This is a genomic window from Deinococcus yavapaiensis KR-236, assembly GCF_003217515.1.
Classification (GTDB): domain Bacteria; phylum Deinococcota; class Deinococci; order Deinococcales; family Deinococcaceae; genus Deinococcus_A; species Deinococcus_A yavapaiensis.
The window spans coordinates 204,301-224,581 of record NZ_QJSX01000004.1; the positions used below are offsets into that span (position 1 = coordinate 204,301).

Here is a 20,281-nt window from a genome sequence, read left to right on the forward strand (position 1 = left end):
TCCTCCTGCCAAATCCGCGACGTGGTGCTGCAGGGGGTCATGCAGATCGATGATAAACGATCGGTGAGCGGTGATGGGGCGAGGCGAACGATCGTTCGCCTCGCCCCATCACGGAAGCTCCGACGTCAGCCCAGGAAGCTCTTCACGCGCCGAGCGAGATTGTCGGCGTCGATCAGGAAGGCGTCGTGGCCGTGCGGGCTTTGCAGTTCCCAGTACGTGCTTTCACCCAGCTTCGCGGCGAGCAGGCGCACTTCCGACGCCGGATACAACTCGTCGGACGAGATCCCGACGACGAGCGTCGGCACTTCGTTTCGGCGCAAGGCGGCGTCGGGCACGTCGAAAGCGTCCATGGCCTTGGTGAGGCACACGTAGCTCGCGGAGTCGAAGCGGCGGCGCAACTTCTCGCCTTGATGATCGAGGTAGGTGTCGATGGCGCGCGCACCGGGTGTGCAAGGACTTTCACCGCTTTGGCTGAGCTCCAAGCTGAGCGGCGAGCGGTACGTTAGCATCGCGAACATCCGCGCGATTTCGAGGCCGCGTTCGGGATCGAGGGCGATCGCGGCGCGCTTGGCGTGATTGAAACCGGCGGCCCACGCGCTTTGCCGCTGCGGCGCTCCGACGATCACGGCCCGCTCGGTCCGGTCGGGGTACTGCGTGACGAACGAGAGGGCGAGCATTCCGCCCATCGATCCGCCGATGACGGTGACCTTGTCGACGCCCAGGAGGTCGAGAAGTTCGGCTTGAACGCGCACCATGTCCCGAATCGTGAGGTCATGGCCGAGTTCGGCGGCCGACGTGCTGCCCGCAGACCCGCCGACGACATTCGCGCACACGAGAAAGGAGCGGTTCGGATCGAGCGCGCCGCCTTCACGTAGCAGGGCGGGCCACCACACGTCCGCGTTCGCGTCACCCGTAAGGGCGTGCAGAATCAAGACGGCGTTGTCCTTCGCGGGACTCAGGCTGCCCCACGTGCGGTACGCGACGCGTAGATTTCGAACTTGCGCCCCCGAGTCGAGCGTGAGCGGACGATCGCGAAACAGCAAGGCCGTCTGCGTGCGGGTCGTGTCGACGTCCCGGAAGAGGTCGAAGGCCACGCTCATACCAGCTCCGGAACGCGAGCGAAGGCTTGCTGGAAGTCGGCGATGATGTCGTCGATGTGCTCGATGCCCACCGACACGCGAACCAAACCCGGCGTGACGCCCGCCGCGCGTTGCTCGCCTTCCGTGAGTTGGCTGTGCGTGGTGCTCGCCGAGTGGATCACGAGCGTCTTCGTGTCGCCGACGTTCGCGAGCAGCGAAGCCAGCTTGACGTTGTTCACGAACGCCTCGCCCGCTTCGCGTCCGCCGCGCAATTCGAAGGTCAGGATCGAGCCCGCGCCTTTCGGAAGGTACTTGCGGGCGCGCTCGAAGTGCGGATGGGACGGCAAGTCGGGGTGCGTGACCTTGCTGACTTCGGGGCGCGTCGCGAGCCACGCGGCGAGCTTACGGGTGTTCTCCACGTGCCGCTCGGCGCGCAAGCTGAGAGTCTCGAGGCCTTGGATGAACAGCGAGGCGTGGTGCGGCGCGAGCGTCGGACCGAGATCGCGCAAGTTCTCGACGCGCGCGCGAATCGCGAAGGCGACGTTGGGAAGGCCCAGCGGGTTGCCTTCACCGAAGGTCTCCCAGAAGTTGAGGCCGTGGTACGAGGGGCTCGGCTCGGTGAAGAGCGGGTAGCGACCGTTGCCCCAGTCGAAGTTGCCGCCGTCGATGAGGACGCCTCCGATGGCCGTGCCGTGTCCGCCGATCCACTTCGACGCGGAGTGCGTGATGATGTTCGCACCGTGCTCGAATGGCCGGAAGAGATAGCCGCCTTGCCCGAAGGTATTGTCGACGATGACGGCGACGCCCAAGTCACGCGCGACCTTCGCGATTTCATCGAAGTCGGGCACGTTGAGGGCGGGATTGCCGAGCGTCTCGAGGTAAAAGCCTTTCGTCTTGTCGTCCGTGAGAGCGGCGAACTCTTCGGGGCGCTCTTCGGACGACGTGAAGCGCACTTGGATGCCGAGGCGCGGCAGCGTCACCTTGAAGAGGTTGTACGTGCCGCCGTAGAGGTTCGGCGAGGACACGAAGTTGTCCCCCGATTGCGCGAGGGTCAGGATCGTCACGAGGAGGGCGGCGTGCCCGGAGCCCACGGCGACCGCCATCGTGCCGCCTTCGAGGGCGGTGATGCGCTCTTCGAACACGGCGTTGGTGGGGTTCATGATGCGGCTGTAGATGTTGCCGAACGCCCGCAGGCCGAACAAATCGGCGGCGTGGGCGGCATCTTTGAAGTTGTAGCTCGTCGTTTGGTAGATCGGCACGGCGCGCGAGCCCGTGACAGGATCGGGCGACTGGCCGGCGTGGACTTGCAAGGTTTCGAAGCGGGGCTTGCGAGAAGCGTCGTGCGTCATGAAGAGTCCTCCATAAGAAACAAGGCGGCCCCAAAGGGGCGCGAGCTTGAAGTTGCTTCGGGGGACTGAAAAATCCCCCTCTCCGGAGAGAAGGGGATCAGTATTTCGTGACCTTGCCTTCCCTTATCGGTCCCGAGGCGCGCCATCGTCGGCGATTTCTCAGGCTGGAGGGAGCACCGTTGCCGTGATGAGGGCCGGTTGCTGCGCCGTCGGTGAGCCAGGTCTCTCGGGCGCTCTTGATAAGAGTTGCTCGGACGTGACGCCAAGCATGAGACAGGTTATGCGGTTTTCGGCGAAGCGTCAAGAGAGCGGGGCGAAGAGGTCGACGGTGTTGCCGTCCGGGTCTTTCACCACGGCGTAGCGTTGTCCCCAAAAGGCATCCCACGGCTCCTTGTGCGGCGTGACGCCCGACGCGACGAGATCGGCGAACTTGGCGTCGACGTCCTCGGGCGATCGACACAGGAAGGCGAGGCCGACGCGCGACGAGCCGATCGGCGCTTTCCAAGCCGGATCGAACGTGAGGATGACATCGACGGTGTCGAGGGCGAAGCGCAAGCCGTTCGGCAACGTCGCCTCCACGTGCCCCTCGCTTTCCGCGCCTTCGGGAAACGTCAAGCCGAGCGAGCGGTAGAACGCCACGGACGCGGCCATGTCGAGCACGACGAGGCCGATCATGTCGAAGCGAAGGGTCATGCGCGCATCGTAATCAGCAGAACTCGGCAAGTCAATTCGCTAATAGACGTAGAAGCCCGACAGTCCGGTTTCCTCGCTCCATTGAACGTCGACGTGATCGACCGAAGCGTGCGGAGGGCCTCGGCGAATCCAGTGAAGCAAGCGGTCCAAATCTTCGCGCGCACCTTCCGCGACGACTTCGACGCGGGCGTCCGACAAGTTCTCGGCGTAACCGGCGACCGCGAGGTCGAGAGCGTGCCTTTGCACGTAACGGCGGTATCCGACACCTTGCACCGTTCCGGAAATGAGGGCGGTCATTCGCATGACGGCAGTGTAAAGTCCCGCGCCGCCTGACGAATCTGACTGAAGGCTGCCTTCATGGTAGTCCGTCCTCATCTCTCATCTTCTAGAATGCCTGTGTGACTCGCCTCCGATGGATGCTCTTGCTCACCTTGAGCATCCTGCTCATCTTGCTCTTCTTCGGAACACCTTTTTATGGACGTCAACTCCTGTCGCGCATCCCGGGGGATACCAAAATCTCGGCGGCCGCGGTGTCGGGCCCGCTTTGGCGTCCGACGCTTCGAGGCGTACGCATCGAAGGGCCGGGACTGAGCGGACGGGCGGACGAAGTGACACTGGGCGTCCGTAGCCTCGATCTCGGCGGCCAGCAGGCGCGCATCACGGGCCGCGTGAAGGGCGCGGACGTGAACGTCGACCTCAAGAAGGTGCTGTCTCAGCCCGCGCAAGGCGGATGGCGCGTCTGGCCCGAGGACCTCGACGTGCAGGACGTGCGCGTCAACGTGAACTCCGGCGGCTTGGCGTTGCCGAACGCCCGCCTCACGGTCAGCGGACGCGACGGCACGCTCAACGTCCGCGCCGTCTCGAAGAACGGAACGGCGAACGTGGCTGCACGTTACGCCGTCGAGAACGGCGATCTCGCCGCGACGGCCGACGTCCGCGCCGACGCGACCTTGCTGCGGCAATACTGGAACGGCGTCCGCGGCGGCGAGTTCCGAGGTCGCTACACCCTGCGAGGCGGCGACGTTCGCGGCGACCTCACGCTCACGGGCGGCCTCTTGATCGTCCCGGAAGCGTCGTTCGTGACGGTTCGCGACATCCGAGGTGAAGTGCATCAGCGCGGCGACCAGTTCGACACGACCCTGGCCGGGGTCGGGCTCGGCGGTCCCGTGACACTGAAGGGCAAGGCGAACCTCGCCCGCGAGCGTTGGGACATCACCGCCCAAGCGACTCCCAACGTGTCGAACCTCGCCCGTGCTTTCGGCGTAGACGGAAGCGGCGTCTTGAAGCTACAGGCGACGGCGGGCGGCTGGGACCGTTCGAGCGTCGAGGTGAACGCGAGCGGAGCCAAGGGTGAAATCGCGAGCGTTCCCTTTCGCGACCTCGTCGCCGCGTACCGTCTCACCGCCGACGGTACGAGCGTCGCCACCGGCAGCGCCGAGACGCGCCTGTTGGACGAGAATCAGCACGTCGCGGCGACTTGGAAGCTCGGAGAGTCGGTCGTCGCCACGGCGACGGGCCACCTGCTCCGCGATCCTCTTCGTGTCACGGCGACACTGAAAGGCGACCAACTCACGGCGGCAGGTGAAGCGCTGGCGGGTCGCGTACGCGCTTCTTATGACCTGCGCACGGGTGCGACGAGCGCGAGCGTCGACGGACGTCCGTCGGGCGTCCTCATCAGAGGAACGGCGAACGGCACCCCGAGCGACCTTCGCCTACGCATCAAGCAGTTGGAATACGAAGGGCTGACCTTCTCGGGGACGGGACGCTACGGATCGAAAGGTCTCGCGCTGAACCTCGGCAACCTTCAGGCCACGTTGAGCCCGAAAGGCATCGGCACGTGGACGGCCAAAAACTTCGAGTTCTCCGGCATCAATCTCAACGGCAGCGGGCGCTTCGACGTCAACGCCAAGCAACTCGATGGACGTCTCGCCACCAACGTCCCGCTCGTCAACGGCCCACTCGCCGGGCCCGTGAACGTCGACCTGGCACAAAACCGAGCCTCCTGGGCCTTCGAACGTGGCAACGCTTCGTGGCGCGACGGAAGCTTTGCGCTCGCCTTGCGCGGCTTGAACGTCGCTGGGTACGAAACGACGGGGGACATCACGTACCGAGACGGCGGTTTGTTCGGACAGGCCCGTGCAAGCGGACCCGACGCGAACGTTACTGTGCGCGGCCTTGGAACGCGGGCGACGCTCGACGGCAGTGTGCGGGGCGTGCGGGTGGTCGGTGAAACGCGCTTGAGCGGCGACTTCGCCACGACCCTCCGCGCTGTCGAAGCCGACGTGAACGCCAACGTTCGCTTCCAGGACGGCGTGCGCTTCGACGTGACCAGCCGAAAAGAGACGCTACGCGGCACCGTACGAGACGGCCAGGTGAACGCGCAGGGTACGGTGGATCTTGCGGCCTTCCGAGCGTTGACAGGCATTCGGGACTTGACGGGTCGTGCCGTCGTCACCTTCCAGCAGGGCCGTGGCAACGCCACCCTCGACGCCGCGGCTCTCGGGGCGACCTTGCGTGCTTCAGCAGTCGGGTCGCTAAATGACGTTCGCCTACGCATCAAGCAGTTGGAATACGAAGGGCTGACCTTCTCGGGGACGGGACGTTACGGATCGAAAGGTCTCGCGCTGAACCTCGGCAACCTTCAGGCCACGTTGAGCCCGAAAGGCATCGGCACGTGGACGGCCAAAAACTTCGAGGTTTCCGGCGTCAATCTCAACGGCAGCGGACGCTTCGACGTGAACGCCAAGCAACTCGACGGACGTCTCGCCGCCAACGTTCCGCTCATCAACAGCCCGCTTGCCGGGCCCGTGAACGTCGACCTGGCACAAAACCGAGCCTCCTGGGCCTTCCAACGTGGCAACGCCTCATGGCGCGACGGGACCGTCGCGCTCGCCTTGCGAGGCTTGAACGTCGCCGGGTATGAAACCACGGGGGAAATCACGTACCGAGACGGTGACGTGCACGGATTGCTTCGCGCAAGCGGACCCGACGCGAACGTTACTGTGCGCGGCCTCGGGCAGAACGCCGCGCTGAATGGAAGCGTGCGTGGCGCGCAAGTGCGAGGACAAACAAGCCTTTCGCGTGACTTCGCCACGACTCTCGCCCTCGTGGGCAGTGACGTGCGAGCCAACGTCCGCTTCCAGAACGGCGTGCGCTTCGACGTGACCAGCCGAAAAGAGACCCTGCACGGCACCGTACGAGACGGCCAGGTGAACGCGCAGGGCGCTGTGGATCTCACTGCCTTCCGAGCATTGACAGGCATCCGAGACTTGACGGGTCGTGCCGTCGTCACCTTCCAACAGGGCCGTGGCAACGCCACCCTCGACGCCGCGGCTCTCGGGGCGACCTTGCGTGCTTCAGCAGTCGGGTCGCTAAATGACGTTCGCCTACGCATCAAGCAGTTGGAATACGAAGGGCTGACCTTCTCGGGGACGGGACGTTACGGATCGAAAGGTCTCGCGCTGAACCTCGGCAACCTTCAGGCCACGTTGAGCCCGAAAGGGCTTGGCACGTGGACGGCCAAGAACTTCGAGTTCTCCGGCATCAATCTCAACGGCAGCGGACGCTTCGACGTCAACGCCAAGCAACTCGATGGACGTCTCGCTGCCAACGTCCCGCTCGTCAACAGCCCCCTTGCTGGTCTCGTGAACGTCGACCTGGCACAAAACCGAGCCTCGTGGACCTTCGAACGTGGCAACGCTTCGTGGCGAGGCGATGAATTCGGCTTGTCCGTGCGTGGCTTGAACGTCGCCGGGTACGACACGACAGGTGACATCACGTACCGAGATGGTGACGTGCACGGATTGCTTCGCGCAAGCGGACCCGACGCGAACGTTACTGTGCGCGGCCTCGGGCAGAACGCCACGCTCAATGGAAGCGTGCGTGGCGTGCGGCTGGTCGGTGAAACACGCTTGAGCGGCGACTTCGCCACGACCCTCCGCGCTGTCGAAGCCGACGTGAACGCCAACGTTCGCTTCCAGGACGGCGTGCGCTTCGACGTGACCAGCCGAAAAGAGACGCTACGCGGCACCGTACGAGACGGCCAGGTGAACGCGCAGGGTACGGTGGACCTCGCGGCCTTCCGAGCGTTGACAGGCATCCGAGACTTGACGGGGCGTGCCGTCGTCACCTTCCAACAGGGCCGTGGCAACGCCACCCTCGACGCCGCGGCTCTGGGGGCGACCTTACGTGCTTCAGCAGTCGGGTCGTTGGATAACATTCGCCTTGACATCAAGCGGTTGGCGTACGAAGGGCTGGCCTTCTCGGGGACGGGACGCTACGGGTCGCAGGGTCTCGCGCTGAACCTCGGCAACCTTCAGGCCACGTTGAGCCCGAAAGGCATCGGCACGTGGACGGCCAAAAACTTCGAGGTTTCCGGCGTCAATCTCAACGGCAGCGGGCGCTTCGACGTGAACGCCAAGCAGCTCGACGGACGTCTCGCCGCCAACGTCCCGCTCGTCAACGGCCCACTCGCCGGGCCCGTGAACGTCGACCTGGCACAGAACCGAGCCTCCTGGGCCTTCCAACGTGGCAACGCTTCGTGGCGCGACGGGACCGTCGCGCTCGCCTTGCGCGGCTTGAACGTCGCCGGGTATGAAACGACGGGGGACATCACGTACCGAGACGGCGGTTTGTTCGGACAGGCCCGTGCAAGCGGACCCGACGCGAACGTTACTGTGCGCGGCCTTGGAACGCGGGCGACGCTCGACGGCAGTGTGCGGGGCGTGCGGGTGGTCGGTGAAACGCGCTTGAGCGGCGACTTCGCCACGACCCTCCGCGCTGTCGAAGCCGACGTGAACGCCAACGTTCGCTTCCAGGACGGCGTGCGCTTCGACGTGACCAGCCGAAAAGAGACCCTGCGCGGCACCGTACGGAACGGTCAGGTGAGCGCACGAGGCGCCTTGGATCTTGCGGCCTTCCGAGCGTTGACAGGCATTGGTGACTTGACGGGTCGTGCGGACGTCAGCTTCCAGCAGGGCCGTGGTTACGCCACCCTCGACGCCGCGGCTCTGGGCGCCCGTGTGAACGGCAGTGTCGAGGGAACGCTCGATGGCTTCACCGCGCGCCTGAAAGGCGAGTACTCGAACGCGACCTTCGACGTCGCGGGACGCGTGTACCCGAACGTGGACGTCAGCGGTCCCCTGACTTGGCAAGGACAGACGGTGTCGGCGAGTCTGAGCGGACGCTTCGACGCGCTTCGCTGGACCGCCACGGGCCGAACGGGGCCGCTCGACGTCTCCGGCGTTCGCGTTCCCGCTCAGACCTTGCGGGCGGCGGGCACGTTGACACCCACGCTGGGCGCTTCGGGACGCCTCGGCGACTTGACGTTCGTTTACGATGGGCGATCCGTGCGGGCCACGGGCACCCAGGTGTTCGAGGCCCTGGGCGAAACGGGCCGATTGAGCATCGACGGCACGTTCGGCGCGAACTTCGCCGGGCGCCTTAGCGCGAACGCGACCCTCGGCGAATTCACGGTCGCCGCGAATGGGCCTTGGCGTGCTTTGAGCGTTTCCGGGCGCGGACGCGGCTTCACGGCGAGCGGTCGGCTCGACGCCGAAACGTTGTCGTACGAGGCGAAGGTGCGAGGCCGCCTGGCGCCGTACTTCGTGAATGCCACGCTTTCGGGACGAGCGGCGGCTATTCGCGCCCATGGCGAGTTGTTCGATGCGGGTGGTGGCTCGGCGCGCTTCGATGCGACGTCTCTTCAGTCTTGGCAAGCGCGCGTGTCGGATTTGACGGTCGGCGACCGCCGCGTGAACGGGAATCTCTCGGCCAGCGAAGGTCTCGTGAGCGGTGAATTGACCGGTGCTGGCCTGCGGTTGCGCGCCGATCGGGGACGCGTCGTGCTCGACGGGTCCGTGGCAGGTACGCGCATCGATGGCACGGCGAGCGTGCGCTTGCCGAACGACGTGAAGGACGTCTCGTTGAGGGTGACGGGAGCCTGGGGAACGGCCGAGGCTGGCGGTGGGCTCGACACATTGCGCGGTCGCGTTCGGCTGAATCGACAAGGAGCAGAGCTGAGCGGCGTTCGGGCGGAATTACCGGAAGTCACCTTGCCCCTGACGCTCTTCCCGACGAGGCTGGAGGCGCGTGTCGGCGACTTGACGTACATCCAGGGAGCGTTCGGCGGCTCTCAAGCCCTGCCGTACGTCCTGGGTGCCGATCGAGGGACCGCGACGATCCTCGGACGAGGAACCACCATCGCCGTTCGACTCGCAGGTCCCGCCCGAGGCGACCTCGCGGTCCTGCCGAGCCTGAAAGGTGACGTGAGCGTGAGTTTGTCCGCCGCACGTTCCTTGCTGCCGAGCGAAGTTCGTACCGACTTCACGCCGGGCGAGGCGCGCGTTCAAGTGAACGGTTCGACGGCGACCGTGTCGCTCGTCGGAACGCGTTTGCTGAACGGGCCGCTCACCGCGCGAGGCGAGGTGTCGTGGGAGGACGGCGTGCGCGCGACCGGAGCGGTGCGCCACCCCGACGTTGCCGTGGACTTGTCGTTCGACGGCCGTGACCTGCGCGGTGAGAACCTCGTCGCGAACCTCGGAGTCCTGCGCCGCTTCGTCGACGTCGGTGCGTTGCGCGGCGCGGCGCGCGGACGATTCACGCTTCCGAATCTCGACGTGAACCGTGCGAGCGCGGACTTGAGCGTGGAGGCTAATCGTGACGACGCGCGGGTCGCGGGCGCCGTCACGATTCGGAGCGGCGCGGTCGGAGCGAACGTGACCGGTGAGGTCGCGAGGCGAGGCTTCGCGGTGCACGGCGATCTGCTGCCGCGAGCGAACGCCACGTTCGAAGTGGCAGGTCTGAATGGTGTCCTCACGGGCGACGTGAGGCGGGAAGCGCGAATTTCCGCGCGAGGTCGCGTGGAAGGACGCGATGTGACGCTGGGCGGCACGCTCTCCACGACGAACGTCGTTCTAACCGGCGCAGTGGACGGGGCCTCGTTCGACGTTCGCGCGAGCAACACGAGCGGCGAGTGGCGCGGCGACGGGCGCGCGAACGTTCCGACGCTGCGTGCCTTCGCGGACGTCGAGGGACGTGCGAGCGCCACGTTCTCGGGAAGTCTTTCCGACGTGCGCGGCACCGTGCTCGGCGAGGTGTCGGGCGCGGCGCTCTTCGCGAACGTGCACTTCGACGGGGCGCGTCTCGCCGTGACGTCGCTGCGGGCGGAACGCGCCGATCTCGGTTTCGTCACGGCGAGCGGTGAAGTCTATCCGTCCCTGAAGCTCGTTGGATCAGCGAACGTCACCGCGGTCCTGCCGGGGCGCTACGACGTCTCGGTCGGGGGCATTCTTTCGAAGCTCGACGTCCGCGCGTCGGGCCGCACGAACGGCGCGAGCGTCGACGGGACGAGCGTGACCGTGCCCGACACGGCCCTCTCCGCCCGTCTTCTGGGCCAAGATTGGCGCGTCGACGCCAGCGGTCCTTCATTGAACGCGCAAGCGCATGGAAGCGTCGACGCGGGCTTGGAATCGGCAAGCCTCGACGGCCGCGTGGACGTCGCATGGCGTGACGGGCGCGTCACGTTGGCGGGTCCGCTCGGCTGGAGCGCCGCGAGCGGCTGGAGCGGCGCGGCCCGCGTCTCGGGCCGCGCCTTCGAAGCGGACGTGGACGTGCGCGCCGTCGGCTCGGGCGGGTTGACGCTCCAGGGGAACGTCGCCCAGGGACGCGTCACGGCGACGTTCCCGCGTGACTTCCCCAGCACTCCGTCGGGCCGCTTGGACCTCGCTGCCTTCGACGTGGGGTCCGTGTGGGGCCGCGCGGGCGAGCTGAGCCTCACGGGCCGCGCGGACGTGAGCGGAACGTGGCAGCGTCCGACCGCCGTCTTGTCGGGCGCGTTGACCGACGCGCGAGGCGACTTGAGCGGCGCGCTGAGCGGCTCGTTCTCGGACGGCAACGTGACCGCGCGCTTCGACGGGACGGCGTTGAGAGGCAGCGCGACGATTCGAGGCGGGCAGATCGAGGCGAGCGTCGAGGCACGGCAAGTTCGTCTCGCGCGCCTCGTGCCCGCCGAGTGGAACGTGGCGCGCCTCGATCTCGACGGAAGCGCGACCGTCACGGCGGGCGGCGGGCGAGACGTTCAGGTCGTCGCCCGGAATTTGAACGTGAACGGGGAGCAGTCCGACGTCGGCGCGTTCACGGTACGTGGAAGCGCGACGTGGACGCCTCGACGTGTGGACGCCGACCTTGTCGCGAACGTTCGTGACACGACCCTGACTGCTCGCGGCAGCTTGCCGCAAGGCGTGCGCGTGAGCGCGCAATCGTTCGAGTTGCCGAGCGTCGGGCGCATCTCCGGCACGGCGACCCTCACGGGCGACCTCACCGACCCGGCGGTGTCGGGCAACGTCGAACTCGCTCGGACCGAGGGCACGGCGCGCGCCTTGGTGTTCGGGCGGTTGCGCTCGCCGCGCGCCCATGTCACGGCCGATTTGCGTGGTGACGTCCAGGGACGCTTGTTCGCGGACGTTCGGTCCGTGTCGTTCTCCCCTGTCGGCGTGGACGTGCGACTGTACGGCACGGCGACGAGCGGAACCAACCGTGTCAACTTGGACTTGGCCGGAATGTGGCCGAATTTGCGCGGCGAACTGCGCGGCCGGGTGCGCACCTTGCCGGACGAGGTCGTCGTTCGCGGAGACGGCACGGGCCGCTACGTCCTGAGCGCGGGATCGTTGCTGCAAGGTGACGTCACGCTGGCGGGCCTCGTGCCGACCTTCGATTTGAACGCGCGCGTCACGCCGTTGGCGTTGCTCGGCGCGAGCGGAACGGGTGGGCTGACCGTCGCGGGCGGCGGTTCCGTGACGGCGCCGCGCCTGACGGTCGCCGGGAGCTTCGCGTCCGTCGAGCGTTCGGGCGTTCGTCTCGACGACCTCGCGGTGCGCGGAACGCTCGACGGACGCGGTTACGAGCTGACGGCGTCTCAAGGCGGGCGCGACGTCGCCACGTTGCGTCAGGCGACGTTGGACGTGCGCGGCCTCGCGCTCCGCGCGTTCGGCGCGGACATCGTGGCGAGCGGACGGGCGAGCACGAACGGACCGGTCGACGCGACCTTGAGCGCGAACGGCCCATTGAGCGGCGAGGCGACCGTTCGCTACGACGGCGGACGAGTGACTGCTCGAGGTCGCGTCGCGGCGAGCGGGGCGACGGCCGCGTTCGACGCGACGGGCAGCGAAGCGGGCGGTTGGAACGGCGCCGTGCGTGTCGGCGGCTTGCCCGAGGCGCTCGTGACGGGCGACGTGCCCTTGACGCTCGGCGGTACGTTCGCTCAGCCTACGCTGAAAGGCGGCGCGGTCGTGCTCGGCGCGAACGTCGCCTTGAGCGCGTCCATCGAGGGCGCCACGGCGCGCCTCACCGACGGACCTTCGACGCGCGCTTCGGGCACCCTGCGAATCACGTCGGACGCGCTGAGCGGCGACGTGCGCCTCGCGCGCGACGGTCTCGATGTCGCCGCGACCGTGAGCGGTTCGCCGGGGGATCCCGCTGCCACGCTCGACGCGTCGTTCCGGGGTCTCGCCCTTCGGGGAACGGTGCGCTCGGCGGGCGGGTCGTTGATCGTGTCGGACGGCCGAGCGGAGGGTCGAGTCACCGTCACGCGCGAACGGGTCGACATCGACGTACCGGGCCTCGACCTCGGGGCGCTCGACGCCTTCGAAGTGCAGGGCCGCTTGTCCGCGCGCGGATCGCTCGACTTCACGTCGGTCCGACCGACGCTCGCGCTCGACGCGGGCCTCACGGGCGTCGAACGTGCGGGCGTTCGAATCGCAGACCTCGCCGTGCGTGCCGAAGGGCCCGTCGATTCCCTGGCGGTGCGCGCTTCGCAAGCAGGACAGGTCGTCGCGACGCTCGAGGGTCAGGACGTCACGCTGACGAACTTGGCAGCGACGGTGGCCGGGTTGGACGTGACGGCGAGCGGACGGGCCACGCTCGCCGCGACGGCGGACGTCACCGTGAAGACGCGAGGTGCCGTCGAAGCCGAGGCCGCCGTGAAGTATGCCGAGGGCCGCGTCAGCGCGAGCGGACGAGCCGCGGTAGGCGGCGCGAACGCCACGTTCGACGTGACGGGCAGCGAGGCGAACGGCTGGAACGGCACGGCGCGCGTGACGGGACTGCCCGAGGCGTTGCTGACGCGTGAAGCGCGTCTGACCTTGGGCGGTTCCTTCTCCAGCCCCACGGTCCGTGGCGACGCGGGCTTGCTGGGCGCGAACGCCTTGCTGAGTGCATCCGCCAGCGGGGTCGTCGTGCGCCTCGCCGACGGGCCGACCACGCGGGCTTCGGGCGCCGTGCAAGTGCGAGCCGACAAGCTCGACGGCAACATTCGCCTCGCTCGGGACGGCTTCGACGTCGCCGCCACCGTCGGCGGCACCTTGAGCGAGCCCACGGCGAACGTCGACGCGGCGTTCGGCGGATGGACGGCGCGCGGCCGCGTGGGAACGGCGGGCGGCGAGCTCACCGTGTCCGACGGGCGTCGAGAGGGACGCGCGATCGTCACGCGCGAGCGCGTCGACCTCGACTTGCCCGGCCTCGACCTCGCCTCGCTGCGCGTGCCGGAGGTGCGAGGAACCGTGACGGGTCAAGGGACCTACGAGTTCGCCTCGAATCGCGGCTCGTTCGCGGGTCGTGTGGCGGGCGCCCTCGGCGACCTGACGATTCCGGTGGTGGACGTACCCCTCGCGGGCGACCTCGACGTACGTGCGACCTTCTCCGAGGGCCGCGTCACGGCCGACGCGAAGATCGCGACGTCAAAGGGTACCGTCGCCGCGCGCGTCACCAACCTCTCGCCGTTGCAAGGAACCGTCACGGCGAACCTCCGCTCGGGTGACGGAACGCTGGAAGGATCGCTGACCCTCGCCGAGGCGGGTGTGAGCGGCCGCGTCACGGCGAGCGGGTACCCGTTGACCGCCTCGGGCGTCACGGCACGCCTCGACGCCAGCCTCGGCGTCACGAACGACGAGGTGGCCTTGCGCGGCACCTTGTCCAGCGATGTCGGTCGCGTCACGCTCGACGGAAGCGGCAACGCCCGCTCCTTGCTCGCCGACTTCGCGCCCGCCCTCGGGTATCGAGCGCGGTCGGAAGGCGCTTCGTATCGCCTCGACGCTCGTCTGGAAGGCGTGTCGCTCGCCGAGCTCAAGGTCGCGCCGAACTTGCGGGGACGCGTGAGCGGCAACGCGACCTTCGCGGACGGTGGGGCGACGTTCGTGCTGCGCTCGACCGACCTCGAAAGCGGCGGCACGACTTTGCCTGCCCGCGTGGAAGGCACTCTTTTCGACGACGAGTGGCGTTTGCGCGGCACGCTCGGCGATTCGCAGTTCGTGGGCTCGCTCACGGCGGGTATCGTGACGGGCCGCTTCACGCTCAGCGCCTTGCCGGTGAGCTCGTTGCTCGAAGCGTTCAGCGGCGAGTTGCCAGGCTCGGGCGAAGTCACGGGCGTCGCCCGCGTCACCGCGCCGCTGAGCGATTTGCTGTCCGGACGCGTGGACGTCGCCGCCGAGCGCATCCGCGTGTCGAGCGGCGGCGACGTCCTCACGGGGAGCGGAAGCCTCACCTACGCCAACCGCGAGCTTCCCAACGTCAACGTGCAGCTCAGCGGCGCGGGGGCTTGGGACGTGCAAGGGCGATTCACGCGCGCCGAGACGAATCTTCGCGCGAGCTTCCGAGGAACGACGTTCACGCCGGTCCTCGGTCTCGTGCCGACCCTACGCGACGCCGAGCCGTCTCTTCGAGGTGACCTGGAGGTGCTCGTCGGCGGTTCGTACGACGCACCGACGGCGGTCGTGACGGGCGCGAACTTGTCCGGCAGCCTCGCCGACGTGGCGTTCACGGTGCCGAGCTTGCGGGCGTCGTTGACGACGGCGGGCGATCTGACCGCCACGGCGCAGGTCGCGACGCGCGGCCTGCTGGCGGCGAACGGCACCGTCACCGCGTCCGGGACGTTCGTGGGCGGTGCGCTGTCGGGCACCCGGGTGTCGTATGACGGCGACCTAGCGACGCAGCAGACGGGCCGCTTCGAACGTGTGCGCGCGGACATCGTGCAGGCGGGGCGCGGATACACGCTCGACGCGACGGTCAATCAAGGCGGCGTGGCGAGGATCACGGGTGATTTGCTGCCCGACACGCGCCTCACCGTCACGGCGCGCGGCCTCACGCCCACCCTCGGCTTCATTTACGGCCGGGAAAGCAACGTGGACGCGACCGCGACGATCACATCGCGTGGAAGCGACTTCGTCGTAGACGGCGCCGTCACCCTCAACCGCCTTCTCATCGGCCGTGTCGACGCGCCGAGCGGGGTGACGCCCCCACCCGGTCAATCTTCGACCGATGCCCGCGCGAACACCTTCGTCAGTCCGCTGCCGCAAGAGCTGCGCACCTTCCCCGTGCCCACCGAGGAGCGTCCTCAGGAAAGCAGTCCGCTGCTGTCCCGCGTCGTCTTCGACGGCATTCCGGTGCGCGCCCCGAACGGCGTGCGCGTCGACGAGAACCTCGCGCGGGCCGAGCTCGCCACGAACGGCCTCGTGCTGTCGGGTCGGGCGAACGCTCCGCGCATCACCGGCGAGATTCACGCCGTGCGCGGCAACCTCTTCTTGCGCGAAAACGAATTCCTCGTGCAAAACGGAAGCGCCGTCTTCGACGGCTCGAGCGCCTTTCCACGTCTGCAACTTCTCGCGCGCGGCGACGTGCCCGACGGTTCGGCGCGCGTCACTGTGAATGTGTCGATCACGGGTGAGTTCGTGAACGACAGCCAAGGATCGGGCTTGCGGCTCGACACGCGCTTCTCCAGCCCGAATCGGCGCGCGAACGGGGCGGCGTACGGCGAGTCGGAGCTGTACGCGCTGTTGGCCTACGGCACGTCGGACATCGGAGCGGTGCCCGACGCGGCGACGCTCTTGCAAAGCGGCATTCGCACGGCCCTCAACGTGTTCGTTCTCGGCGAGGTGGAGCGCAACCTCGCCCGGGCGCTCGGCCTCGACGTCGTGCGGTTGCGCACGAACTTGCTTTCGGGCGAGTCGGACTTCCGCGCGCAACTCACCCTCGGCACGTACTTGTCGCGCGACTTCTTCGTGCAGTACCAAGTGGACCTCACGGGCGCGACGTCCGGACAAGGCTTGCTGGACGCGCGGTACACCACGCCGGACAACCGCTTCACCTTCTCGGTCAGCACTCCCATCGTCGGGTTGGACTTCTCCACCATTCGCCCGTCGCTGTCCGTGGCGTACAACCTCTCGGACCGTGAAAGCTTGCAGTTCGGCGTGCGAAGCGGGCCGAGCACCACCTTGCGCTTCGGGTACAGCTTCCGATTCTGAGCGGCCGTGCGAAAGCGAGAGGAGGCGAACCTGTGGGTTCGCCTCCTCTCGCTTTCCTCGCGAAGCTCGGATTACTTCTTGACGCTGGCGCGAGGTTCGAGCGCGTAGAACGCGACGACCGCCACGAGCGTGCCGACCCAGCCGGGAGCGGACCCGAGGTCGAACTCGAAGTCCTTGCCGAGCACCGTGCTGCCGAGACGTCCGATCAACTTCTGGCCTTGCTGCTGGGCGAGGATGTTCCACCCGACGATGGGCTCGCCGAAGAAGCCCGTGACGCGGTCCACGCCGCGCAACGTGACGCGCTCGCGGCCGACGTGACCGCGCAACTCGCCTTCTTGCAGCTCGACTTTGACGTCGTCGTTTCCGACGACGCCCACGACGCCCGTCTCGGTGATTTCGAGGTTGATGTCCTTACCGTGCAGTTTACCGCCCGCGCGACCGACGATGCGGTCCCCGTCGAGGGAGCAGCGAACGTCGAATCCGTCCGTGCCGCCGAGTCGTCCTTTGAGTACGTCTTCCACGCGCCCCAGTATAGAGGGTTATCTGGAATTGTGACCTTCGTACTTCGGCGCTGCGTCCGCACCTCGGCCGTCGAGCGTTCGCTCGTACTCTTCGAGCGACAAGACGCGCCCGTTCGCGAAGCGTACCGACGTCACGTTCCAGTGCTCGAACAAGATGCGCAGCGCGCCGCGCGTGAGGTGCGCTGCGAACCAGCGTTCGGCGGTCCCGCCTTGCCAGGAAAGCTCCTCGCCGCTCCAAGCGAGGCCGGGACAGCCGTCGGCGCGGCGGGCGTAGAAGGCGCCGCCGCGTCCGGTCTTCACGCCTCGCACGTGCAGCGGTCCTTCTCGCACCTCGTGGTCGAAGACGTCCGCGCCGAACACGTCGGCGTACAGGTCGTACAACTGCCGCCTCAACGCGTGGCGTTCCGAGCGGACGCGCGCTTCCTCACGACCCGTCAAGGTGGTATGCACGAGGCGCGCGTCCAAGTCGGCGAGGCGAGTTTCGCCGCGTCGTAGCCGGTCGCGCGGCCGAGGCGGCGGCGGCGGTGGCGGCGGGTCACCTTGCAGTGTGCGTGCCGGATCGAGCTTCAGGCGGTCGCCGGGCGTGGCCGTTTCCGTGAGGGCAGCGTCTTCGATGCGCCACACGCGCGTGGCGACGTCGCGGGCGAATCGGCGGTCGTGCGTGACGATGAGGCTCGCGCCGCCGTAACTCGTGACGGCGGTCTCCAACGCCTCGAGCGCCTCGACGTCGAGGTGGTTCGTGGGCTCGTCGAGCAGCAGCAGGTCCGCTCGCAAGCCGCCGACGAGGGCGATGCCCGCCCGGGCGCGCTCGCCGCCCGACAGATCTCGAGGCGAGCGGTCCCAGAATTCGCCCGAGAAGTTCGCGCGGCCGAGCAGGGCGCGGGCGCGGCCCTCGCCGAAGCGATCCGTGAACTGCTTTCCGAGCGGCGCGTCCGGATGCAGTCCGTGCCACGTCTGGTCGAGGTACGCGACGGTGACGCCCGGCTCGAACTGCAACTTCGCGTCCGCGCCGTCGGGATAGAGTTCGCCGACGAGCAGCTTGAGCAGCGTGGTCTTGCCCGTGCCGTTGGGCCCGAGCAGTACGATTCGGTCGCCTTGGCGAATCTTGAGGTGCACGTCTTGCAACACGACGCGCTCGCCGTACACCTTGCGAAGATGCTCGGCCCACACCAAGACCTTGGCGCGGGCGTCTCCGGACAGGAGGCGCATGCGAAGCTTGCGTTCGGGAAGTGGCGCGTCGACGACGTCCACCCGTTCTGCGCGGCTGCGAAGGGCTTCGGCCTGGCGACCCCAGCGGCGCTCGCGGGCGGCACTTCCGGCGAGCCGCTCGTACTCGCCCGCCGCGAGCTTGTGCGCCCTTGTCCGCGTGCGGCGCTCGATGTCCCTCGCCGCTCGCGCCGTCGAGTACCCGCCGGGATACGCGCTCGCTTCGCCCTCTTCGATCCAGAGCGAGCGTGCGGCGACGCGATCGAGCAAGTCGCGGTCGTGCGAGGTCAAGACGATGGCGGCGCGAGCGGCGAGCAGGCGACCTTCGAGCCACTCGCGCATTCGAACGTCGAGGTGGTTCGTGGGCTCGTCGAGCAGCAGCAAGTCGGGGTCGGTCAGCAAGGCGAGCGCCAGTGCCAGGCGGGTTCGCTCGCCGCCCGACAGGGTGTTGGCCACGCGCCGCTCGAAGCCGCGCAACTCCAGCACGCCGAGGGTGGTGGCCGCGTCGACTTCGAAGCGGTAACCGCCCGCCGCCTCGAACGCCGCTTGCCGTTCGGCCCAGACGGGCAGCAAGTGCGGCTCGGCATCGAGGCGCGCGGCGAGGCGGGCGAGGTCCGCTTCGCGCGTCTTGTGCGGATTGGCGGCGGCCACGAGTTCGGCGACCGTCGCGTTGCCTTCGAACACGGGCTGTTGCGGCAGTTCGGCGACGCGCACGTCGGGCGCTTTCCACAAGTCACCCTCGTCGGGCTTGAGGTGTCCGCCCAAGATGCTCAGCAGCGTCGTCTTGCCCGCTCCGTTTCGCCCCAGCAGGGCGAGGCGCTCGCCCGTCGACACGGAGAGGTCCACGTGGCGCAAGATGACGCGGTCACCACGCGTTAGCGACACGCCTTCGAGCGTCAGGAGGGTCGGCACCGTCGCAAGGTATCAAGAAGCTCGCGGAGCGTGTGTGGCGAGGTCACACGGCGGAGCGGGCGTGGGCGTCGACGCCGTCGCGTCCGTCGCGCTTCACGCGGTACACGCCCGCGTCGGCGCGCCCGATCCATTCGTGCAGCGCTTCTCCCGGGAGGTACTCGGCGCACCCGAAGCTGGCCGTGACCTGCATCGGCAAGCCGAAGTCGTGCTCGGCGAGGCGCACACGCAACTGTCGCGCCCACTCGACGGACGCGTCGAGGGTCGTGGCGGGCAGCAGCAAAACGAATTCCTCGCCGCCCCAGCGTCCCAGCAGTGCCGACGCAGGCAGGTGCGCGCGAAACAGCGCCGCCGTTTCCTTCAAGACTCGGTCCCCGACGTTGTGCCCGAACGTGTCGTTGAAAGACTTGAAGTGGTCGAGGTCGATCAGGACGAGGCTCGGAGGTGGCCCGCCGGCGTCGGCGAGCGTCGTCTCGGTGGCGAACGCGTCGTAAAGCCGGCGGCGATTCGCGACGCCCGTGAGGACGTCCGTGAAGGCAAGTTCTCTCACGCGCTCGAAATCCAGGCGTTCGGCCAGCAGGCGGTCCTTGAACCACGCGAGGGCGAAGGTGAGGCTCGCGGCGGCGGCGCACGTCAGGAAGTCTCGGACGATTTGGGCGGCGCCATGCGCCGACACGTCGGAGTGGACGAGCAGCAGGGTCGCGGGCGGTGCGAGCGCGCCGATCAGCAGCAGGGACAGCACCCAGCGCGCCGCTTCCCGAAATTCGAAGACGATGAACAGCACCGTGGAGAGGCTCAGCAACAGCCAATAGCCGTCCGAAGCGCGTTGATGCGCGGCGATGCTGGAGGAGAGCAGGGCGACGGCGGCGAAGGCGTTGACCAGCATCACCAAGCGTTCGACGGGCGGCAAGGGACGTTTCGCATCCGCCAGCCACCACAGGACGAACAATGCCAGCGTTCCCAAGGCGGCCATGACGACGACGTTGGATGTCAACGCTCGTTTCGAAATGACGTCAAGCAGGATCGAGGCGCTCGCGGCGACGGCGCCGCACAACGTCGCCACGCGGTAGACGCGCCGTTTGAGCGTCGTGAACGCTCGTTCCGACGGCGTGTCGCTGCTTTGACCGCGTGAGTTCATGACCATTTCCTGAACTCGTAGTGTAGCGCGCCGTTTCCTTCTTCATGTCACAAAGCTCACGCGAGCGAACGAGTGTTTTATACTGGCGCGGGTA

Annotated in this window: 8 protein-coding genes and 1 riboswitch; of the genes, 1 reads left to right on the top strand and 7 read right to left on the bottom strand. The window is 67.7% G+C overall.

Annotated features, from left to right (window positions below):
- Positions 1–125: 125 nt before the first annotated feature.
- From DES52_RS06735 to DES52_RS06750, 4 genes are all read right to left on the bottom strand, one after another.
- Entirely contained in the window at positions 126–1,100 is a 975-nt protein-coding gene (locus tag DES52_RS06735) for a homoserine O-acetyltransferase family protein (protein ID WP_110886026.1), read from the bottom strand.
- The gene (locus tag DES52_RS06740) at positions 1,097–2,428 is read right to left on the bottom strand and encodes an O-acetylhomoserine aminocarboxypropyltransferase/cysteine synthase family protein (RefSeq protein ID WP_110886027.1); all 1,332 of its coding nucleotides are present in this window, start codon (positions 2,426–2,428) and stop codon (positions 1,097–1,099) included. The genes DES52_RS06735 and DES52_RS06740 overlap by 4 nt, the downstream gene beginning before the upstream one ends.
- Positions 2,429–2,548: 120 nt before the next feature.
- A riboswitch (SAM riboswitch) is annotated at positions 2,549–2,674 on the bottom strand.
- A 54-nt stretch (positions 2,675–2,728) separates the two neighbouring features.
- Entirely contained in the window at positions 2,729–3,121 is a 393-nt protein-coding gene (locus DES52_RS06745; protein WP_110886028.1) for a VOC family protein, read from the bottom strand.
- A 39-nt stretch (positions 3,122–3,160) separates the two neighbouring features.
- Positions 3,161–3,424 carry an acylphosphatase gene (locus DES52_RS06750; RefSeq protein WP_110886150.1) on the bottom strand — a complete coding sequence of 88 codons (264 nt, stop codon included), beginning with the start codon at positions 3,422–3,424 and terminating at the stop codon, positions 3,161–3,163.
- A 95-nt stretch (positions 3,425–3,519) separates the two neighbouring features.
- Between DES52_RS06750 and DES52_RS06755 the strand changes: the two genes are divergently transcribed.
- On the top strand, positions 3,520–16,413 hold the full coding sequence (locus tag DES52_RS06755; RefSeq protein ID WP_146237208.1) for a translocation/assembly module TamB domain-containing protein: 12,894 nt from the start codon (positions 3,520–3,522) through the stop codon (positions 16,411–16,413).
- Positions 16,414–16,484: 71 nt separating this feature from the next.
- On the opposite strand, the gene DES52_RS06760 is transcribed toward DES52_RS06755, so the two are convergent.
- The 3 genes from DES52_RS06760 to DES52_RS06770 are packed head-to-tail and all read right to left on the bottom strand — an operon-like array spanning position 16,485 to position 20,187.
- The gene (locus tag DES52_RS06760) at positions 16,485–16,934 is read right to left on the bottom strand and encodes a hypothetical protein (protein WP_110886030.1); all 450 of its coding nucleotides are present in this window, start codon (positions 16,932–16,934) and stop codon (positions 16,485–16,487) included.
- A gap of 18 nt (positions 16,935–16,952) precedes the next feature.
- On the bottom strand, positions 16,953–19,052 hold the full coding sequence (locus tag DES52_RS06765) for an ABC-F family ATP-binding cassette domain-containing protein (RefSeq protein WP_110886031.1): 2,100 nt from the start codon (positions 19,050–19,052) through the stop codon (positions 16,953–16,955).
- Positions 19,053–19,095: 43 nt separating this feature from the next.
- Positions 19,096–20,187 carry a GGDEF domain-containing protein gene (locus DES52_RS06770; protein WP_170130929.1) on the bottom strand — a complete coding sequence of 364 codons (1,092 nt, stop codon included), beginning with the start codon at positions 20,185–20,187 and terminating at the stop codon, positions 19,096–19,098.
- Between the last annotated feature and the right edge of the window lie 94 nt (positions 20,188–20,281).